This window comes from Alloacidobacterium dinghuense (assembly GCF_014274465.1).
In the GTDB taxonomy this organism is placed as follows: domain Bacteria; phylum Acidobacteriota; class Terriglobia; order Terriglobales; family Acidobacteriaceae; genus Alloacidobacterium; species Alloacidobacterium dinghuense.
Window position 1 is genome coordinate 6,108,175 of the sequence record NZ_CP060394.1, and the last position, 16,968, is coordinate 6,125,142.

The following is a 16,968-nucleotide window of genomic DNA, read 5'->3' on the forward strand; positions in this document are numbered from 1 at the left end:
GGCCTCAATTTCCGTGGAAATGCCATGTACGCGGCCGCATCCGCCTCGTTACCATCGCAAGATCATGGAAGTTGGAGCAATCGCGCTTGCCGGACAAGCGCTCACCATCGAAGAAATCGCAGCCGTCGCCACGAACGGCCGCAAGGTTACCGTAGCCGCCGAAGCCTGGCCAAAGATCAATGCCAGCCGCGAAGTGGTCGAAAGAGTCGTAACCAGCGGCGAAACCGCCTACGGAATCAACACCGGCTTCGGCAAGCTAGCCGATGTCCGCATCTCGAACGGCGACCTCAAAGCCCTGCAGCGCAACCTGGTCCTGAGCCATGCCAGCGGGATCGGCGAGCCACTGCCTGAGCCCGAAACGCGCGCCATGCTGCTGCTCCGCGCCAACGTCCTCGCCAAAGGACACAGCGGTGTTCGCCCCATCGTCCTCGAAACGCTGGTCGCGCTGCTGAACGAGCGCATTCACCCCGTCATCCCCTCGCGCGGATCGGTCGGAGCCAGCGGCGACCTCGCGCCTCTGGCCCACCTCGCGCTCGCCCTCATCGGCGAAGGCGAAGTGATCTACCAAGACAAGCGCGTCGGAGCCTGCTGCGCTCTGCGCGAAGCCGGAATCGCGCCGCTCACGCTCGAAGCCAAGGAAGGACTCGCGCTCCTCAACGGCACCCAGGCCATGGCCGCAACCGGAGCGCTCGCGCTCGACCGCGCCCTGCGCGTCACCCAGCTCCTCGACCTCGCCGGAGCCATGTCACTCGAAGCCCTGCGCGGCACGCCCACCGCCTTCGATGAGCGCATCCACGCCGCCCGCCCGCATCGCGGCCAGATCGCCGCCGCCGCGCACCTGCGCCGCCTGCTCGAAGACAGCGAAATCCGCGAATCGCACCGCCACAACGACCCCCGCGTGCAGGACGCCTACTGCCTCCGCTGCATGCCACAAGTCCACGGAGCCGCTCGCGGCGCCCTCGCCCATGTCCGCGAAGTCATCGAAACCGAAGCCGGCTCGGCCACCGACAACCCGCTCATCTTCGCCGACGAAAACGACATCCTCTCGGGAGGCAACTTCCACGGCGCGCCGCTCGCCCTCGCCCTCGACTACGCCGCCATCGCTCTCACCGACCTGATGAGCATCAGCGAACGCCGCATCGACCGCCTCATCAATCCAGACATCAATGAAGGCCTTCCCCCATTCCTCTCCGACACGCCCGGAATCTCCTCCGGCCTGATGATCGCCCACGTCGCCGCCGCCGCGTTGCTCAATGAAGCCAAGGTCCTCTCGCATCCCGCCAGCGTTGACTCTGTACCGACCTCGGGAGGCAAGGAAGACCATGTCTCCATGGGCATGACGTCGGCCCTCAAGCTGCGCCAGATCGTCGAGAACGCCGAACACGTCCTCGCCATCGAGATGATGAGCGCTGCGCAAGGCCTCGACTACCGCCAGCCGCTCAAGCCCGCCCGCGAAGTGGAACGGGCCCGGCGAGTCGTCCGTACCTTCCTACCTCGCCTCGCCGAAGACCGTGTATTGTCAACCGATATCGAGCGACTCGCCACCGAGATCCGAGTCGGCGCTTTCGACGCCTGGAAGAACTGACATTGGGTGCCCCACATCTCGAAGAGATGTGGGATTTGAAGGAGAGCAACATGCTGGAAGCAACCACCGAAGTCATCCGCGCCCCACGCGGCACAAGCCTCAACACCAAAGGCTGGCAGCAGGAAGCCGCGCTGCGCATGCTGATGAACAACCTCGACCCCGACGTCGCTGAGCGCCCCGATGACCTCGTCGTCTACGGTGGAACCGGCAAAGCCGCGCGCAACTGGGAATGCTTCCACGCCATCGTCCGCGCCCTCAAGAGCCTCGAGAATGACGAGACGCTGCTCATCCAATCCGGCAAGCCGGTTGGCATCCTGCGCACGCACGAAGCCGCGCCGCGCGTGCTGCTCGCCAATTCCAACCTTGTCGGCAAATGGTCGAACTGGGAGCACTTCCACGAACTCGAACGTAAGGGCCTGATGATGTACGGCCAGATGACTGCCGGCTCCTGGATCTACATCGGCAGCCAGGGCATCGTGCAGGGAACCTACGAGACTTTCGCCGAAGCTGGACGCCGCCACTTCGGCTCGCTCGACGGCAAGTTCGTCGTCTCGGCCGGAATGGGCGGCATGGGTGGGGCCCAGCCTCTGGCCGCAACGATGAACGGCGCCCGCTTCCTCGGCATCGACGTAGACGCAGCGCGCATCGAAAAGCGCCTGGCAAGCGGCTACTGCGACCACATTGCCAGGACGCTCGACGAAGCCTTGGCCATCCTCCACGCAGCCAGGCGCGACGGCAAAGCCATCTCCGTCGGCCTCGTCGCCAATGCAGCCGACGTGCTGCCCGAATTGATCCGCCGTAATATCGTCCCCGATGTACTCACCGACCAGACCAGCGCGCATGACCCGCTGAACGGCTACGTCCCCAACTGCATGACCTTGAAAGAAGCCCTCGGCCTGCGCCAGCACAACCCCGAAGAATACACACGCCAGTCGATGCGAACGATGGGCGAGCACGTGAAAGCCATGCTGGAGTTGAAGCACATGGGCGCAGTCACCTTCGACTACGGCAACAACATTCGCACGCAGGCGAAGCTCGTCGGAGTCGAAGACGCCTACGAGATTCCCGGCTTTGTGCCTGAGTACATCCGCCCGCTCTTCTGCGAAGGCAAAGGCCCATTCCGCTGGGTCGCGCTCTCCGGCGACCCGAGGGACATCTACCGCACTGACGAGCTAGTCCTCGAACTCTTTCCCGAAGACGCAAGCCTCCATCGCTGGATCGAACTGGCCCAAAAGCGCATTCACTTCCAGGGACTGCCGGCCCGTATTTGCTGGCTCGGTTATGGACAACGCGCCAAGTTCGGCGTCGCCATGAACGAGTTGGTGCGCAAAGGTGAGATCAGCGCTCCCATCGTCATCGGGCGCGATCACCTTGACGCAGGTTCGGTAGCATCTCCCTACCGTGAAACCGAAGGCATGCTAGACGGTTCCGACGCCGTCGCCGACTGGCCACTGCTGAACGCCCTCGTTAACACCGCGGCCGGCGCATCTTGGGTAAGCATCCACAACGGCGGTGGCGTGGGCATCGGCTATTCGCATCACGCCGGAATGGTTGTCGTCGCCGACGGATCTGACCTCGCTGCGCAGCGCCTGGAACGCGTCCTCACGACCGACCCTGGGACAGGCGTGCTGCGTCACGTCGACGCTGGTTACGAACAGGCAATCCAGTTTGCAAAAAATAAAGGAGTTCGCGTACCAATGCGCGAAGATCGCGCGTGAGCCAATTCTCGTCGCTTCTCATCACGAATTGCTCACAGCTTGTAACGCTTGCAGGACCATCCCGGCCGCGCCTCGGCCTCGAGATGAGAGATCTTGGAATCGTGGACGACGGCGCCATGCTCGTACGGGATAGACGCATCGCCGCTGTCGGCGCGCGAAATGAGATCGAACCTGCAGCCACTGACGATACTGAGGTGATTGACGTAGGTGGCCGCGTGGTCATGCCGGGCTTCGTCGACGCGCACACGCATCTGGTCTTTGCGGGCAACCGAGCCGAAGAATTCGAGATGCGATGCGCAGGCATGACCTACCAGCAGATCGCAGAGCGCGGCGGTGGGATCCGCTCCACCGTTCGAAGCACACGCGAAGCGACGGAAGGAGAGCTGGTGACTGCAGGGCAGAAACACGCCCGCTGGTTTCTGCAAGGTGGAACCACGACGGTTGAAGCAAAGTCCGGATACGGCCTGACGGTCCACGATGAGTTGAAGCTGCTGCGTGCAATCCGCCGCGTTTCAGAAACGACTTCGCTGCGTTGCGTACCGACATTTCTCGGCGCTCACGAGATTCCGGATGAATACAAAACGCAAGCAGACAAGTATGTCGACCTGATTGTGGACGAGATGCTCCCAGTCGTCGCCAAAGAAAATCTCGCTGAGTTCTGCGACGTCTTCTGCGAGTCGAAGGTTTTCAGCGTAACGCAGGCAGATCGGGTGCTCTCTGCGGCGAAGCGTCTTGGACTGGGCTTGCGCGTACATGCTGACCAATTCACCTCAAGCGGTGCCATCGATCTTGCTGCAACGCTCGGAGCGAAAACGGTTGATCATCTGGAGCAGACCACACGGGATTCCATCGCCGTTATGAAGAAGTTGGATGTTCAGCCGGTACTGCTGCCGGGTTCGGTCTACGCCATCGGCTCGCAGAAATATGCTCCCGCGCGAGCCATGATCGAAGCCGGATTGCCGGTCGTGATCGCAACAGATTTCAATCCGGGTTCGTCACCCACGACTTCGATGACAATGATTCTGTCGCTCGCCTGCACGCAAATGAAAATGACTCCTGCGGAAGCTGTCACGGCGTCGACGATCAATGCCGCATGGAGTCTCAATCGTGCACACGAGATCGGTAGCCTCGAACCGGGCAGGATCGCTGATTTTGTGATCCACGATGCAGAAGACTATCGGGAATTAGCGTACTTTTTTGGGAATCATCGACCGCATGCCGTCTTTGCGGCGGGTGTCAGAGTTTGACGTCACGTCTCTCGCTCTGATACTGATAAGTCAATCGCCATGGAATTCAACAACGTGCATCGCGGAATTTTTGTTCCTGTTCAGCAGGCACGCACGGTTGCGATTTCCATTTGCATTAGCATGATTCGAATTATTTTCGAACAACATGCGGGTGCGTAAGGCGACGAGAGTTTAAGAGAAACACAAAGCCACCACCCGCAACGGGTTGGTGGCTTTTTTGTTTCGGCCAGAAGGATGTCAGATCAATGAGTGTGTCACTACAGGATGTACGGGCAGCCCGAGCGCGGATTCGCGATTTCATTTATCGTTCACCCGCTCAGCGCTCCGCAGCGCTGTCGGAGATGACTGGACAGCAGGTATTTCTCAAACTCGACAACCTGCAGCGAACCGGAGCCTTCAAGGAACGCGGAGCGCTGAACAAAATTCTTACGCTGTCAGACTCCGAAAAATCGCGGGGCGTCATCGCGGCCAGCGCGGGCAATCACGCGCAGGCTGTTGCATTTCATGCAATGCAGCACGGCATTAAGGCACGCATTGTGATGCCGTTGATGACGCCTCTGGTCAAGGTCTCTTCCACCGCGGCATTCGGCGCTGAAGTCGTGCTCCACGGAACCAATTATGATGAGGCTTGTACGGAAGCTCTGCGGCAAGGGGATGTCGAAGAGATGACCTTTCTACATCCATTCGACGACGCCGAGGTCATCGCAGGGCAGGGAACGATCGGACTGGAGTTGCTGGAACAGGTGGATGCCCTTGAGGCTGTCGTTGTACCCATCGGTGGTGGCGGACTAATCAGCGGCGTAGCCTGTGCCATCAAAGAAAGCAATCCGAAGATTCGTGTCGTTGGTGTACAGACCGAGCGGCTGCCTTCCATGCTTCGCGCGGCTGAGGCAGGCAAGCCGGTTACAGTGCCTGCTGAAGCAACGATTGCCGATGGTATCGCCGTACGACGCGCGGGAGAGCAGACCTTAGGCCTCGTGCAGCGATATGTCGACGAAATTGTTACGGTAGACGAAGAAGAAATCGCTAAGGCCATTCTGATTTTGCTGGAGCGCGAGAAGACGCTGGCGGAAGGTGCGGGCGCTGTCGGGCTGGCTGCGCTTTTGCAGCGAAAAACATCGCTCAATGGCCGGCGCACAGCGGTTCTGGTGGGCGGCGGCAATATTGATGTCAGCCTGCTGGCAAAAATCATCGAGCGTGGTCTGGTGAAGGATGGACGGCGTACCCGCCTGCGCATTCATTTAACTGACAGGCCTGGCGCGCTGCATCAGCTCACAAAAATTCTTGCCGATGTGCGAGCAAATATTGTGCAGACGTCGCATGACCGCGCGTACTACGGCGTGAACCTGGGTGATACCGTCATCGACTTTACGCTCGAAACACGCGGATATGAGCACATCCGCGAAATAGCGGATGTGCTGACCGCTGCCGGCTATCGCCACGAGAGGATTGAGTAGGGAGAGCGACGTCTACCGTTTGGTCGCCGGTTTTGGCCCAGTTGACTGGCGCACAATCAAACTTGTCTCAATCGGATATTGAGCTCCTTTGGCTGCGCCGGATTGATAGGTGTTGTAAAGCGCTCGGAAGGCCATCTTGGCTATTTCCTGTCTTGACAGGCGCACCGTAGTAAGCGGGGGCTTAGTGAAAGAGCTAAGCTCAATGTCATCGAACCCGATGATCGAGATATCTTTAGGGATTTCCAGGCCGCGCTCGGAAATCGCTACCATTGCCCCGATCGCTGTCATGTCGTTGGAGGTAAGCACCGCAGTCGGACGCACCTTGAGATCAAGCAGGCGACACATTGCTTCGTATCCGCCGTCGGTGCGATGATTGCCTTCCTCCATAAAGTGAGGATCGAGCTTGATGCGATTTCGCTCCAAACAATGGATGAATGCCCGCTTACGGATGCGCGCCGAGGTAAGTGAGACAGGACCAGCGATAAAGCTGATAGCTCTGTGTCCCAGGCTGGTCAAGTGTTCGACAGCGGCATCAATGCCCACGGCGTAATCAACCAGAATGTTGCTCACGCCCTTCTGCGGTATAGCAGTATCGAGGAAGGCCAGAGGTATACGGCGAACTGCCAGCTCCTCGACCAAGTGCTCTGTCATTTCGGATGTCATGATCGCCACGCCGTCTACCTTGCGCTGCAGCATGCGGCTCACGCAGACTTCCATGCGGTGCGGATCATAGTTAGTGTTTGCAATCAACACTTCCTGCCCGTGCTGTACTGCGATCTCTTCAAAGCTCTTCACCAGCTCCGGGAAGAAGGGGTTGGTGAGATCGGAAATAATCAGCCCGTACAGGCTGCTGCGACCTGATCCCAGAGCGCGCGCGTAAGTGTTGGGATAAAACTTGAGCGTTTCGATGGCCCGGCGTACGCGTTCGGCTGTCTCCGGAGTGACCTTATCGGAGCCGTTGATAGTGCGGGATACGGTAGCGGTTGAGACCTTGGCGAGCTTGGCAACCTCTTTAATGTTCATACGATCCCGGAAGTCTGAAAGCAAAAAGAAGGAAAATCATGAAAGCTCAATTGCAATTTAGCAGGCGCCACCACTTCCGAAAAAGCAATAAACTCTGTGACGATATGGATAGTACCCTAAAGCGGGAAAGAGTGTAAGCGCTTCCGTTTATGATTCCAGTCAGGAGTAGACGTTGCGGTATCGTTTGAGACTTGTCGGACTATTGGCACTTTGCCTCGGCCTTGCGTTCGCAGGCTGCGCTCCGGCCCAGCGATGGCCGGAGCCAAAAGCGAACGAATGGTATGCGCGGCAAGCTTGGCCTGTCGGTAGTAATTTCATTCCTGCTGATGCGATCAATCAGCTGGAGATGTGGCAGGCCGATACCTTCGACCCACAGGAAATCGACAAAGAACTGGGATGGGCGCAGGGCATCGGCATGAATACGATGCGCGTCTTCCTCCATGACTTGCTCTGGCAGCAGGACTCAACAGGTTTCCGGCAGCGAATCGATACTTTTCTCACCATCGCTGGTAAACACCACATCAAGCCGATCTTTGTTCTGTTCGATTCCTGTTGGGATCCGAATCCCAAACTCGGTCCACAGCACCCGCCAATTCCCGGAGTCCACAACTCCGGATGGGTGCAGAGCCCCGGTGAAAAGGCGCTGCGCGACGCGTCACAATATCCTCGCCTCAAAGCTTACGTTCAGGGGGTAGTCGGAGCCTTCGCCAACGACAACCGAATCCTTGCATGGGACCTGTGGAACGAGCCGAGCAACGGCAACGACAGTTCCTACGGCAAAGATGATCCGCGGAACAAGAGCCAGCTGGTATTGGCTTTGTTGCCTCAGGTATTTTCCTGGGCGCGGGAAGAGCATCCATCGCAGCCACTCACCAGCGGTGTCTGGACCGGCGACTGGTCGTCTCTCGACAAGATGGACGCGATTTCCCGCGTCCAGATTGAACAATCGGATGTTGTCTCGTTCCACAACTACGGCTGGCCCGAAGAGTTCGAACAGCGCATTCAGTGGCTCACGCAGTTCCATCGCCCTCTCATTTGCACCGAATATATGGCGCGCGGTGCGGGCAGCACCTTCGACACCATCCTGCCCATTGCGAAGAGGTATCGCGTAGCTGCCATTAACTGGGGATTTGTCGCCGGCAAAACACAAACCTATCTGCCGTGGGATTCCTGGCAACGACCATACGTTCTCCAGCAGCCGACCGTCTGGTTCCACGATATTTTCCACGCCGATGGCAAGCCCTACCGCGAGCGTGAAGTGGATCTGATCCGGCAACTCATGAGCTCACCGGCTCCAACTTCAGGCGGAGACGAATAACTCTGCGAATCTGCTATATTCAGCCCGTGTCCCGTTGTAAAGAAAAGTGCTCCTTGTGCAAAGGCAGCTTTGCGGCCCTTTTGTTCCTCTTCTCTTTCGCAATCTCGTCCACTAATGGACAAACCCCTCCGCCTCCGCAGGCTCCAATGGGAGGCAACAGTACCGGAGGCGTTCATGCGCCGGTCCATGATGCCGAAAATCGCCCGATTACCGCTGGAGGATTTGTAGACAGCGGCCCCGTCATCTTTCAGGACATCAGCAAGCAGGCGGGTCTGACAACCTGGCATCACCAGATGGGGATTCCGGAGAAGCAATTCATCATTGAGACGAATGGCTCTGGAGTAGGTCTGATCGACTATGACAATGACGGATGGCTCGACATCTATCTTGTGAACGGTTCGACCTACGAAGCCGAACAGGGCAAAGCGACTGCACCTCATGCCGCGCTCTTCCACAACAATCACGACGGCACATTTACGAATGTGGCTGAGAAGGCGGGCGTTACAAATGACCGCTGGGGTTTTGGGGTAGCCATCGGGGATTTTGACAACGACGGATGGCCCGATATTTTTGTGGGAAACTTCGGCAAGAATCGCCTCTACCGCAACAATCACGACGGAACATTCACTGACGTTGCGGAGAAGGCCGGCGTCACGCTTGGCAATTGGTCCACAGGCGCCACATTCGGTGACTACGATGGAGATGGGAAACTTGACCTGTTTGTTCCCGGATACATCCATTACGACTTCAATAATCCTCCGGTCCCAGGCACCAAGTCCGTTTCCTTTTCGGGATGCCAGTTCCGCGGCGTGTCCACCATGTGCGGCCCACGAGGCCTTCAAGGCGAGCATGATCATCTCTTCCACAACAATGGAGATGGAACGTTCGCTGATGTGAGCGAGAAGGCCGGCGTCACTGATCCAAATGCCTACTACGGCTTTTCGTCCATCTTTGTCGATCTGAACAACGACGGCAAAGTCGATCTCATCGTCGCTGACGATTCCACGCCCAACTATCTCTACATCAACAAGGGCAATGGCACCTTCGAAGACGCCAGCTATGCCTCAGGATTCGCTCTGAATCAGGATGGCCGCGAGATCGCGGGCATGGGTATCGCGGTCGGCGACTATCAGAACAATGGGCTGCTCGACATTGTCGCCACTGACTTTTCGGATGACTACAAGGTTCTCTATCACAACGACGGTGATGCCAATTTCACCGACGTGAGCTATCACGCCGGAATCGCTCAAGAAGGCATTCCCTTCCTCGGATGGGGTGTGGGCTTCCTTGATTACGACAACGACGGATGGAAAGACATCCTCATGGTCAATGGACATGTCTATCCGCAAGTCGACAAGTACGATTGGGGCACCAGCTTCGCCGAGCGTCCGCTGCTCTATCACAACCTTAAGAACCAGAAATTCGAGTATGTTCCACCGGTAAAAGGTACAGGCTTGGCAGACGTGATCCCTGGTCGTGGGGCGGCATTCGGCGACCTCTTTAACGATGGCAAGATTGATGTCGTCATCAATGTGCTGGATAGCACGCCCGTCCTACTTCGCAATGTGAATGCTGATACGCACCACTGGGTGGAACTGAAGCTGATCGGTGGCCCCAAGAGTCCCCGCGATGCGGTGGGCACAGCCGTCTATCTAACCGCAGGTGGAATCAAGCGACGCGACGACGTGCTGAGCGGCGGAAGCTATTTGTCATCGAACGATCAGCGCGTCCACTTTGGCCTGGGCGATACGGCCAAGGTCGATCAGGTTGAGATTCACTGGCCAAGCGGATTTGTCGAGAAGTTAAGCCTGCCAAACATCGACCGCATTTACACCGTTCAGGAAGGCAAAGGAATCGTGGATGAGTTGTGCGTCGCATGTGATAAGTCCGGCAAAGAGTCAAAGACGAAATGATGTGGTTTCGCCGGAATCAACGCAGGGTCAGCACCATTGCCAGTCTCATCGTGTCGTTTTTGCTGTGCCCAGTCAGTCATAGTCAGACGTCTGCGGAACCAAAGCCGGTTCCTGGTAACTTTGTCGAAGTGACAGACGCGGTCGGAGTTCACTTCCAGCATCAAGCTCCGCATACTTCAAAGAAATATCTGATCGAGACGATGGGATCGGGCGTCGCACTTTTCGATTATGACAATGACGGCCGTCTCGATCTGTTCCTCGTAAACGGTGCGCCTTTCAGCGACCCCACGCCAAAGGGAACAATTCCTCAGAAGACAGGACCCGAGTATTGGAATCGGCTCTATCACCAGAAGGCCGACGGAACGTTTGAAGATGTTACTGAGAAGGCTGGTCTTCAGGGTGTCGGTTATGGCATGGGTGTCGCCGTCGGCGACTACGATAACGATGGCCGTGAAGACCTGTATGTCACGGCATACGGTGGAAACAAGCTTTACCACAACAACGGAGATGGCACTTTTGCGGATGTGACTGCCAAGGCCGGTGTCGCGGGCAGCGGTTGGTCAACGAGTGCAGCATGGGTCGACCTCGACAACGATGGGCGGCTGGACCTGGTGGTCCTTCGCTATATCCAGTGGGATTGGGACGACCTGTGGTGCGGTGAGCATCGCGAAGGGTATCGCGGATACTGTCATCCCGATGTCTTCCAGCCCATCTCGATGCTGGTCTATCACAACAACGGCGACGGAACGTTTACAGAGGAGGCGCACAAACTCGGACTCGACAAGCCCGCCAAGGCTTTGGGCATCGCCATCGCTGATTACGATCACGATGGCCATCCGGACATCTTCGTTGCCAACGACTCGATGGTCGAGTTCCTCTTCCATAACAACGGAGATGGCACTTTTGAAGAGGTTGGTCTCGATTCAGAGGTCGCGGTGGATGGCGAAGGCCGCACATACGCAGGCATGGGCGTCGACTTCTCCGACTACAACAATGACGGCCTGCCCGACATTGTTGTAACGAACCTGGCGAACCAGAAGTATGCGCTGTATCAGAACAGCGGCGACGGTGCATTCACCTATTCAAGTTACACATCGGGCATCGGCGGCATGACGTTGCTGCATTCCGGCTGGGGCATTCGTTTTCTCGACTACGACAATGACGGGCGTAAAGACATGCTGATTGCTCAGGGGCACGATCTCGACACAATCGAGAAGACCTTTCCGCAGCTTCACTATCGCGAGCCCCTGCTTTTGGCATGGAATGTCAACGGCGCCAAGTTTGTCGATGTCTCGGCGATGTCGGGTGATGTCTTCACAAAGCGCTGGGTTGGGCGCGGGATGGCGATCGGCGACATCAATAATGACGGGTTGCTCGATGCAGTTGTGACCGAGAATGGCGGTCCGGCGCACGTCCTGCTTAACAAGACAAAGACCAGCAATCACTGGCTTGGCATCAAGCTCATCGGCCACAAGAGCAATCGCGACGGCATCGGCGCGGTGATCAAGATTACGACCTCTGCCGGGCCTCAGTGGCAGACGGTGACGACGAGCGTTGGCTATCTTTCATCGAGCGACCCGCGTGCGCACTTCGGGTTGGGCAAGGACGTATCGGCCCAGAGCGTTGAAATCCGCTGGCCGAGCGGCATTGTTCAAACGCTCAAGGACGTGAAAGGTGATCAGTACGTGACCGTCGACGAGGCGGCCTCTAAATAGCCGATCGCGTCTCGATCCCGTCGAGTTTGAGCAGCACACGCTTCAACTGCGTGTCGTTGTCATAGCCTGAGGTTATGGCGCGTTCTCGTCCGCGACTGGCGATTGATGCGCGTTCCGATGCATGATCGAGATAGTAGCGGGCTTTGTCAGCACATTCTTCCACAGTCGAGAAGAAGACGGCTTCCTCGTCTTCTTTGAATGCAGCGAGATGCGCAGCTGTCCGCTCTGCGAGAAGAAACGATCCGCAGGCCGTGATCTCGAAGGCCTTGTGCGCCACATCGTCTTCATTCGAATGGGTTACGAAGGCCAGGTTGATCTTTGACCGCCAGATGTTTTCCCGATAGGCGTCCGAAGTCAGGAGTCCGCCGGTCACGTACTTCTCAATCTGTTGCTGGTTCAGGCCGCGTTCCCAACGTGGGCCGGTGATCAGAACCGGGAGCCGATGTTTTTCGGCCAGTGTCATCAGGAACTCTGCCCGGTCGTCGAAGGGGCTGCCGGTAAAGGATACTTCGCGGTGTCGCTGAGCATCTGTCCATTCAGCTGGCGGCGGAAAGTTCTGCTGCGGATCGTGGCTGAACTGGAGTTCAATGTACGGCAGATTCCAACCCTGGTAGCGGATGACATCGGCTTTGCGAAAAAGACAATTCAGGTCAAAGTACCGATACGCACGGAGGAACTGCATCCAGCAGCCATCATTTCGCGGCCCGAAGGGATTGTCCTGGTTGTAGCAAACGGTTGTTGCGCCGGTGGACTTGATCTCTTGAATCGTCTCCGGTGTGAAAAACAACGGCTTGTCGAACCAGACGACATCGGGCCTTTCTCTATGCACCATTTTGAGCAGGTCGCGGTTTACCCCGGAAACCAGCGGCCCGACCGGGTAGTAGTAGCGAAGCTTGGCCAGAATGCGCGACTGAGGAAGGGAAGCAGCGGGGGTAAATGTTACGACTTCCTGGCCGAGCCGCTTCATCGCTTCCACGCGATGGACCGATGTTCCCGCGAACTCGAGATTGGCTACATAGAGGATTTTTCGTCGGGTCGGGGTGTGGTCGTCCATGTGTAATGGGTGGCGGTTGTCGGGTTTGCTACCCCTCCCCCGTTTTTTGCTAAATTCTTGAAAATGCTGGCTTTACGAAAATAGCTTGTCTCGTAACCCATTCATTCTAAGGAATTTATTTGCAAATTATTGATTCTTAACGAGATGCCTGCGGATGAATCTTTGGGAACTGCGCTCTATTTCTATTGTAGCAATTTAAGGGGAAATTCCCTGCAGAGCCAGCTGTCCTCTATCTCATAGAGGATAAGTAAGTTAGACGTTGCCGATCGAGTCGACCCTCTTGACAAGAAAAAAGAACGCTCGCGAACTCGTCACAGCGCTGGCTGGGAGAATGGAAGGACGCGTATCGGTGGAATCGGCGCTACGAAATCTAATTCTTGCCGCGCCCGAGAAAAAGCCGTGAGAAGGCCCGGCAGCACGGCATGTAACTGCTTCATTTGATTTCGGTAACGGCCTGTCTTACAAGGGATTCGATTCGACTCAATCCTCTTCCGGGACCCGTTCGGGGTATGGCATGATTTTGGCCGGAGGTGTCATTTGAGCAAGAGACTTTGGTTTTTATTTGCCGCAGTAATGGCCGTTCCTGTTGTTCTACACGGACAAACGCCGACTGCTCCACCAGCGAATCCGATTACCGCCAGCGAAAAAGGCCTCTATGGGTATGTGAGCAACGCGGTCATTGGCGCGGCTCAGAAAATGCCGGAAGAGAACTACTCGTTCAAACCAGTGCCGGAAGTTCGGAGTTTTGGCCAACTGGTCGGTCATGAGGCCGAGGAAAATTACTTCTTCTGCTCGCTGGCCACGGGTGCAGAGAATCCTGGGAAGGGCATAGAAAAAACGAAGACCTCAAAGGCCGATCTGGTAGCCGCGCTCAAGGACGCCGTTGCGTATTGCAATACAGCGTTTGAAGGCATGACCGATGCCAAGGGCGCTCAGATGACGAAATTCATGAACTTCGACATAGCGAAGATCACGTTGCTTTCGCTCAATACCGCGCATACGGACGAGCACTATGGAAACATGGTGACCTATTTGCGAATCAAGGGAATTGTGCCGCCGACCAGCGAAAATCCGCCTGCCCAAGCGCCGAAGTAAAGTAAACGTCGGGAGTTGGCGACCTCAAACCTCATCGTGGTTGTGCTTGCGCCTGCTATTTACGGCACCTCCACGAGAGGGCTTTCATTCCTTCGAAAACGCTCGTCTCCGGAACCAATAACCTGCGACTGAACATCCAGATTCGCCAGCGGGTTATCGAACTTAAACCCAAACAAACACCGCTTTCCGCGGTCACTCGCGCCTGAGTGGAAGCGCACTTCGAACAATATGGGGCTGACTCAGCTTCGAGAGGAAAGCTTCCACGGCGTGCAAGCACTCCATTTCATTCGACAGGAAGACGAAATGATTTCCATTGGGGATGGTGATGACATAGGCTACGGGCACACCACTTTCAACTGATTTCTCCTGCCTCTCTGTCATGGCTGCTAATGCGGTGGAATAAGCCTTTGCATCGGACCGCACCGACACATCGGCACTTGCATCAACCCAGGTTCCCAGGCTATGCGGATTGGCGAAAATGAAAAGAGAGGGAACGGGAATCCTGGTGTACTTTTGTCCCCCTGAAATCAACTTCATAAGCATCGCGCCACCGGGAGGATTGCGAAAATCCCCGACGCTTCCGTCCGGATTGGTTTGCCTCACCTCGTGAAGCTCTCCTTCTGGAAATTCGAACCCATTCATGCGGTCATCGTAGCTTTGCAATGCCCTGAAGCTGGCCAGGTCGGCTGCGCTGGGGGGTGGGGGTTGAGGTGGCTTCAGCTTCATCATGTCGGCAATTGCGGCTCCCTTTCCGTCGTCGAATGCGTAGGAATAGCCAGCATCGAGGTAGACAACGCCTGCAATCCGATCTGGATACAGGTTTGCCATCCAACTTAGTTCTGCGCCGGCGATAGAGTGTCCTACCAGGATCGGCTTATCGAGTTTAAGGGCATCGATTACGGCGAGAACGTCCTTGCCCAGCCGTTCACCTGCGTCGGTCGCGTCTGCAAAACCAGAAGCACCGAACCCGCGCCGGGTAATCCCGTAAACATGATTGTGAGTCGTGAGCTTGGGCGCGAAGTCGTCAAACATATGCGCAGTGTCTCCGCCTCCTGCCAGCAGCACCACTGGTGCGCCGGAACCGCCCCAGTCCAGCACTTCCAGCCGAACACCGTCGCTAACCGTCACGAACCGGACTGCATGCGGTGAAGGATCTTTCCACGTGGTGCCGTTTTGCGAATGAAGAGGCGTTATGAAAGAAATCAGCAAAGCAGTGCCAGCGAGCAGGAAATGGCGTCGGAGCATGAGGGTGTCAGCCTCCTAAGCATTCGGATACGCACGTGACCCTCGGAAGTTCCCTGTCTTCGCTGATGGCTTCAGGACGTGGTCAGCGCGATCTAAAAAGAATCTTCGACAAATCGAACATGTAAGTCTCCCACTTTGAGTTATCGCCTGGGCTTCACCTAGCCGGAATGGGCCATCCTGCGGTCCGTTCGCTCATGAGGAGATCGTAAAAGTCGTAGCTTTCGTTTTCCTTGCCGGCTAAATGGCGATTGGCGGCTGAGAGCGCGAGGCTCTGACTCCCCTCGTCAAGTGGCAGGATGCTCTCCGGGCCGCATGGGGTTGGCGGCGGGGCGTTTACTTTGGCCAACGATGGTGGGTGGAAGTTGGGATTTTCGAAGTCGAGGGCATAGGCGAGGTTGGCGACGTCATTGGAAGCATCACGGCGGGTGAGCGGCGCGAGACCGAAGCGCCATTCGATGAGCTTGAGGACGGAAGTGTGGTCGTAGACGAGCGAATTCACCCTTGGAGTGGTGGGATTGCCGCTGCTGAAGGGAGAGGCGACCACTACCGGAACCCGACAGCCGAGCAGGGTCTTGCCGTCCACGATGTCAGAGTCGACGTCGTTGGGCGCGGCGGCGCGCGGTGGAGGGACGGTGTCGTAGAAGCCTCCCCACTCGTCGCGATTCACGATCAGCACGGTGCTCTTCCAGTTTGGGCTGTCCTTCAGCGCTTTGTAGACGCGGCTGAGAAAGGCTTCGCCGGAGCGGATGTCGGCATGCGGGTGGTCGTCGTTGCCGAGGCCATCGTCGAGAAGGGTGTAGCGGGGATCCAGGAACGAAACCGAGGGTAAATTGCCGAAGAAGGCGTCGAGCAGGAAGTCGTCATAGACGCGGGGGATGTCGATATACTTGAGCCCCCACAGCGCGAGGAAGGGAACGTTAGAAAAATAGTAGCGGCAACTGACTCCAGCGTTTTGCAGGCTGTCGAAGATGGTAGGCAGGCTCGAAAGATCTACGGTGTTAGAGATGCGATCGGTCTGCGCCGCGTAGGAGAAGATCCGATTCGGAAAAGTTGGCCCGAGGATTGAGGCGAAGTAGTTGTCGAGAGTGGTGAAATTGCGGGCGAAGCCGCTGAGGAAGGGGAGCTGGTCCTCGGTATAGTAACCGATGCAGAAATTGTCGTTGGTGGTGGTGCGGAGCCAGCCGTCCATTTTGCCGCCGTCGACTTCGGAGCGGCCGCCCGTGTAGGAGTGGTCCGGATCGGGATGAGAGCAGCCGACGAAATCAGTGAGCTGATAGGTGGGATGGCTGATGCCCTGACCGTCGGTGTACGCGAGGCCGGCCTGGGCGCCGTTGGCGCCGGGAAGCCAGCCGAGCAGGTGGTCGAAGCTGCGGTTCTCCATCATAACGACAACGATGTGTTCGATTCCAGAGCTTCCTGGAGCAGGGAGCGGTGTCGACGAGGCGGAGACGCGGGGCATCCGAGCTACGGCAGGCGTAAGCCCGGCAGCGGCGGATGCGGTGGCGGCGTTGCGCAGGAAGTCTCTGCGGTTGATGCTCATGGGGGATTACTCCTTGGCGACGTACCGATCACATGGTGTCAGGCGGATTCACCCGCAC

At 57.2% G+C, this 16,968-nt stretch carries 12 protein-coding genes; 8 read left to right on the forward strand and 4 right to left on the reverse strand.

What is annotated here, in order from left to right; genetic code table 11:
• Positions 1-64: 64 nt before the first annotated feature.
• From hutH to ilvA, 4 genes are all read left to right on the forward strand, one after another.
• Entirely contained in the window at positions 65-1,585 is a 1,521-nt protein-coding gene (gene hutH, locus H7849_RS25725; RefSeq protein ID WP_186743292.1) for a histidine ammonia-lyase, read from the forward strand.
• A 50-nt stretch (positions 1,586-1,635) separates the two neighbouring features.
• On the forward strand, positions 1,636-3,303 hold the full coding sequence (gene hutU, locus H7849_RS25730; protein ID WP_186743293.1) for a urocanate hydratase: 1,668 nt from the start codon (positions 1,636-1,638) through the stop codon (positions 3,301-3,303).
• Entirely contained in the window at positions 3,300-4,550 is a 1,251-nt protein-coding gene (hutI, locus tag H7849_RS25735) for an imidazolonepropionase (RefSeq protein WP_186743294.1), read from the forward strand. Before hutU ends, hutI begins: the two co-directional genes overlap by 4 nt.
• A 245-nt stretch (positions 4,551-4,795) precedes the next feature.
• Positions 4,796-6,007: a threonine ammonia-lyase gene (ilvA, locus tag H7849_RS25740; RefSeq protein ID WP_186743295.1), complete on the forward strand. Its 1,212-nt coding sequence runs from the start codon at positions 4,796-4,798 to the stop codon at positions 6,005-6,007.
• Positions 6,008-6,019: 12 nt separating this feature from the next.
• On the opposite strand, the gene H7849_RS25745 is transcribed toward ilvA, so the two are convergent.
• Entirely contained in the window at positions 6,020-7,030 is a 1,011-nt protein-coding gene (locus H7849_RS25745) for a LacI family DNA-binding transcriptional regulator (RefSeq protein ID WP_186743296.1), read from the reverse strand.
• A gap of 172 nt (positions 7,031-7,202) precedes the next feature.
• Here H7849_RS25745 and H7849_RS25750 point away from each other — a divergent pair, with 172 nt between their 5' ends.
• The 3 genes from H7849_RS25750 to H7849_RS25760 all read left to right on the forward strand — a co-directional run bounded on the left by H7849_RS25750 (position 7,203) and on the right by H7849_RS25760 (position 11,976).
• Positions 7,203-8,348, forward strand: a complete 1,146-nt coding sequence (locus H7849_RS25750; protein WP_186743297.1) for a cellulase family glycosylhydrolase — start codon at positions 7,203-7,205, stop codon at positions 8,346-8,348.
• A 146-nt stretch (positions 8,349-8,494) separates the two neighbouring features.
• Positions 8,495-10,261, forward strand: coding sequence for a CRTAC1 family protein (locus H7849_RS25755; protein WP_186743298.1), 1,767 nt, complete (start codon positions 8,495-8,497; stop codon positions 10,259-10,261).
• On the forward strand, positions 10,258-11,976 hold the full coding sequence (locus H7849_RS25760) for a CRTAC1 family protein (RefSeq protein ID WP_251106494.1): 1,719 nt from the start codon (positions 10,258-10,260) through the stop codon (positions 11,974-11,976). The genes H7849_RS25755 and H7849_RS25760 overlap by 4 nt, the downstream gene beginning before the upstream one ends.
• On the opposite strand, the gene H7849_RS25765 is transcribed toward H7849_RS25760, so the two are convergent.
• Complete coding sequence (locus H7849_RS25765) at positions 11,969-13,030, reverse strand: CgeB family protein (RefSeq protein WP_186743299.1); 1,062 nt, start codon at positions 13,028-13,030, stop codon at positions 11,969-11,971. The two genes, H7849_RS25760 and H7849_RS25765, sit on opposite strands and share 8 nt — an antisense overlap.
• 537 nt (positions 13,031-13,567) lie before the next feature.
• Between H7849_RS25765 and H7849_RS25770 the strand changes: the two genes are divergently transcribed.
• Positions 13,568-14,125 carry a DinB family protein gene (locus H7849_RS25770; protein WP_186743300.1) on the forward strand — a complete coding sequence of 186 codons (558 nt, stop codon included), beginning with the start codon at positions 13,568-13,570 and terminating at the stop codon, positions 14,123-14,125.
• 192 nt (positions 14,126-14,317) lie between these two features.
• Here H7849_RS25770 and H7849_RS25775 read toward each other — a convergent pair whose 3' ends face one another.
• Complete coding sequence (locus tag H7849_RS25775) at positions 14,318-15,370, reverse strand: alpha/beta fold hydrolase (RefSeq protein WP_186743301.1); 1,053 nt, start codon at positions 15,368-15,370, stop codon at positions 14,318-14,320.
• A gap of 154 nt (positions 15,371-15,524) precedes the next feature.
• A complete protein-coding gene (locus H7849_RS25780) occupies positions 15,525-16,910 on the reverse strand; it encodes an alkaline phosphatase family protein (RefSeq protein WP_186743302.1) in 1,386 nt (461 codons plus the stop codon).
• Positions 16,911-16,968: the final 58 nt, after the last annotated feature.

Bases quoted from the DNA above. Each gene is read 5' to 3' on its own strand.
- hutH (WP_186743292.1), top strand. From the start codon at position 65: ATGGAAGTTGGAGCAATCGCGCTTGCCGGACAAGCGCTCACCATCGAA.
- hutU (WP_186743293.1), top strand. From the start codon at position 1,636: ATGCTGGAAGCAACCACCGAAGTCATCCGCGCCCCACGCGGCACAAGC.
- ilvA (WP_186743295.1), top strand. From the start codon at position 4,796: ATGAGTGTGTCACTACAGGATGTACGGGCAGCCCGAGCGCGGATTCGC.
- H7849_RS25745 (WP_186743296.1), bottom strand. From the start codon at position 7,030: ATGAACATTAAAGAGGTTGCCAAGCTCGCCAAGGTCTCAACCGCTACC.
- H7849_RS25755 (WP_186743298.1), top strand. From the start codon at position 8,495: ATGGGAGGCAACAGTACCGGAGGCGTTCATGCGCCGGTCCATGATGCC.
- H7849_RS25760 (WP_251106494.1), top strand. From the start codon at position 10,258: ATGATGTGGTTTCGCCGGAATCAACGCAGGGTCAGCACCATTGCCAGT.
- H7849_RS25765 (WP_186743299.1), bottom strand. From the start codon at position 13,030: ATGGACGACCACACCCCGACCCGACGAAAAATCCTCTATGTAGCCAAT.
- H7849_RS25775 (WP_186743301.1), bottom strand. From the start codon at position 15,370: ATGCTCCGACGCCATTTCCTGCTCGCTGGCACTGCTTTGCTGATTTCT.
- H7849_RS25780 (WP_186743302.1), bottom strand. From the start codon at position 16,910: ATGAGCATCAACCGCAGAGACTTCCTGCGCAACGCCGCCACCGCATCC.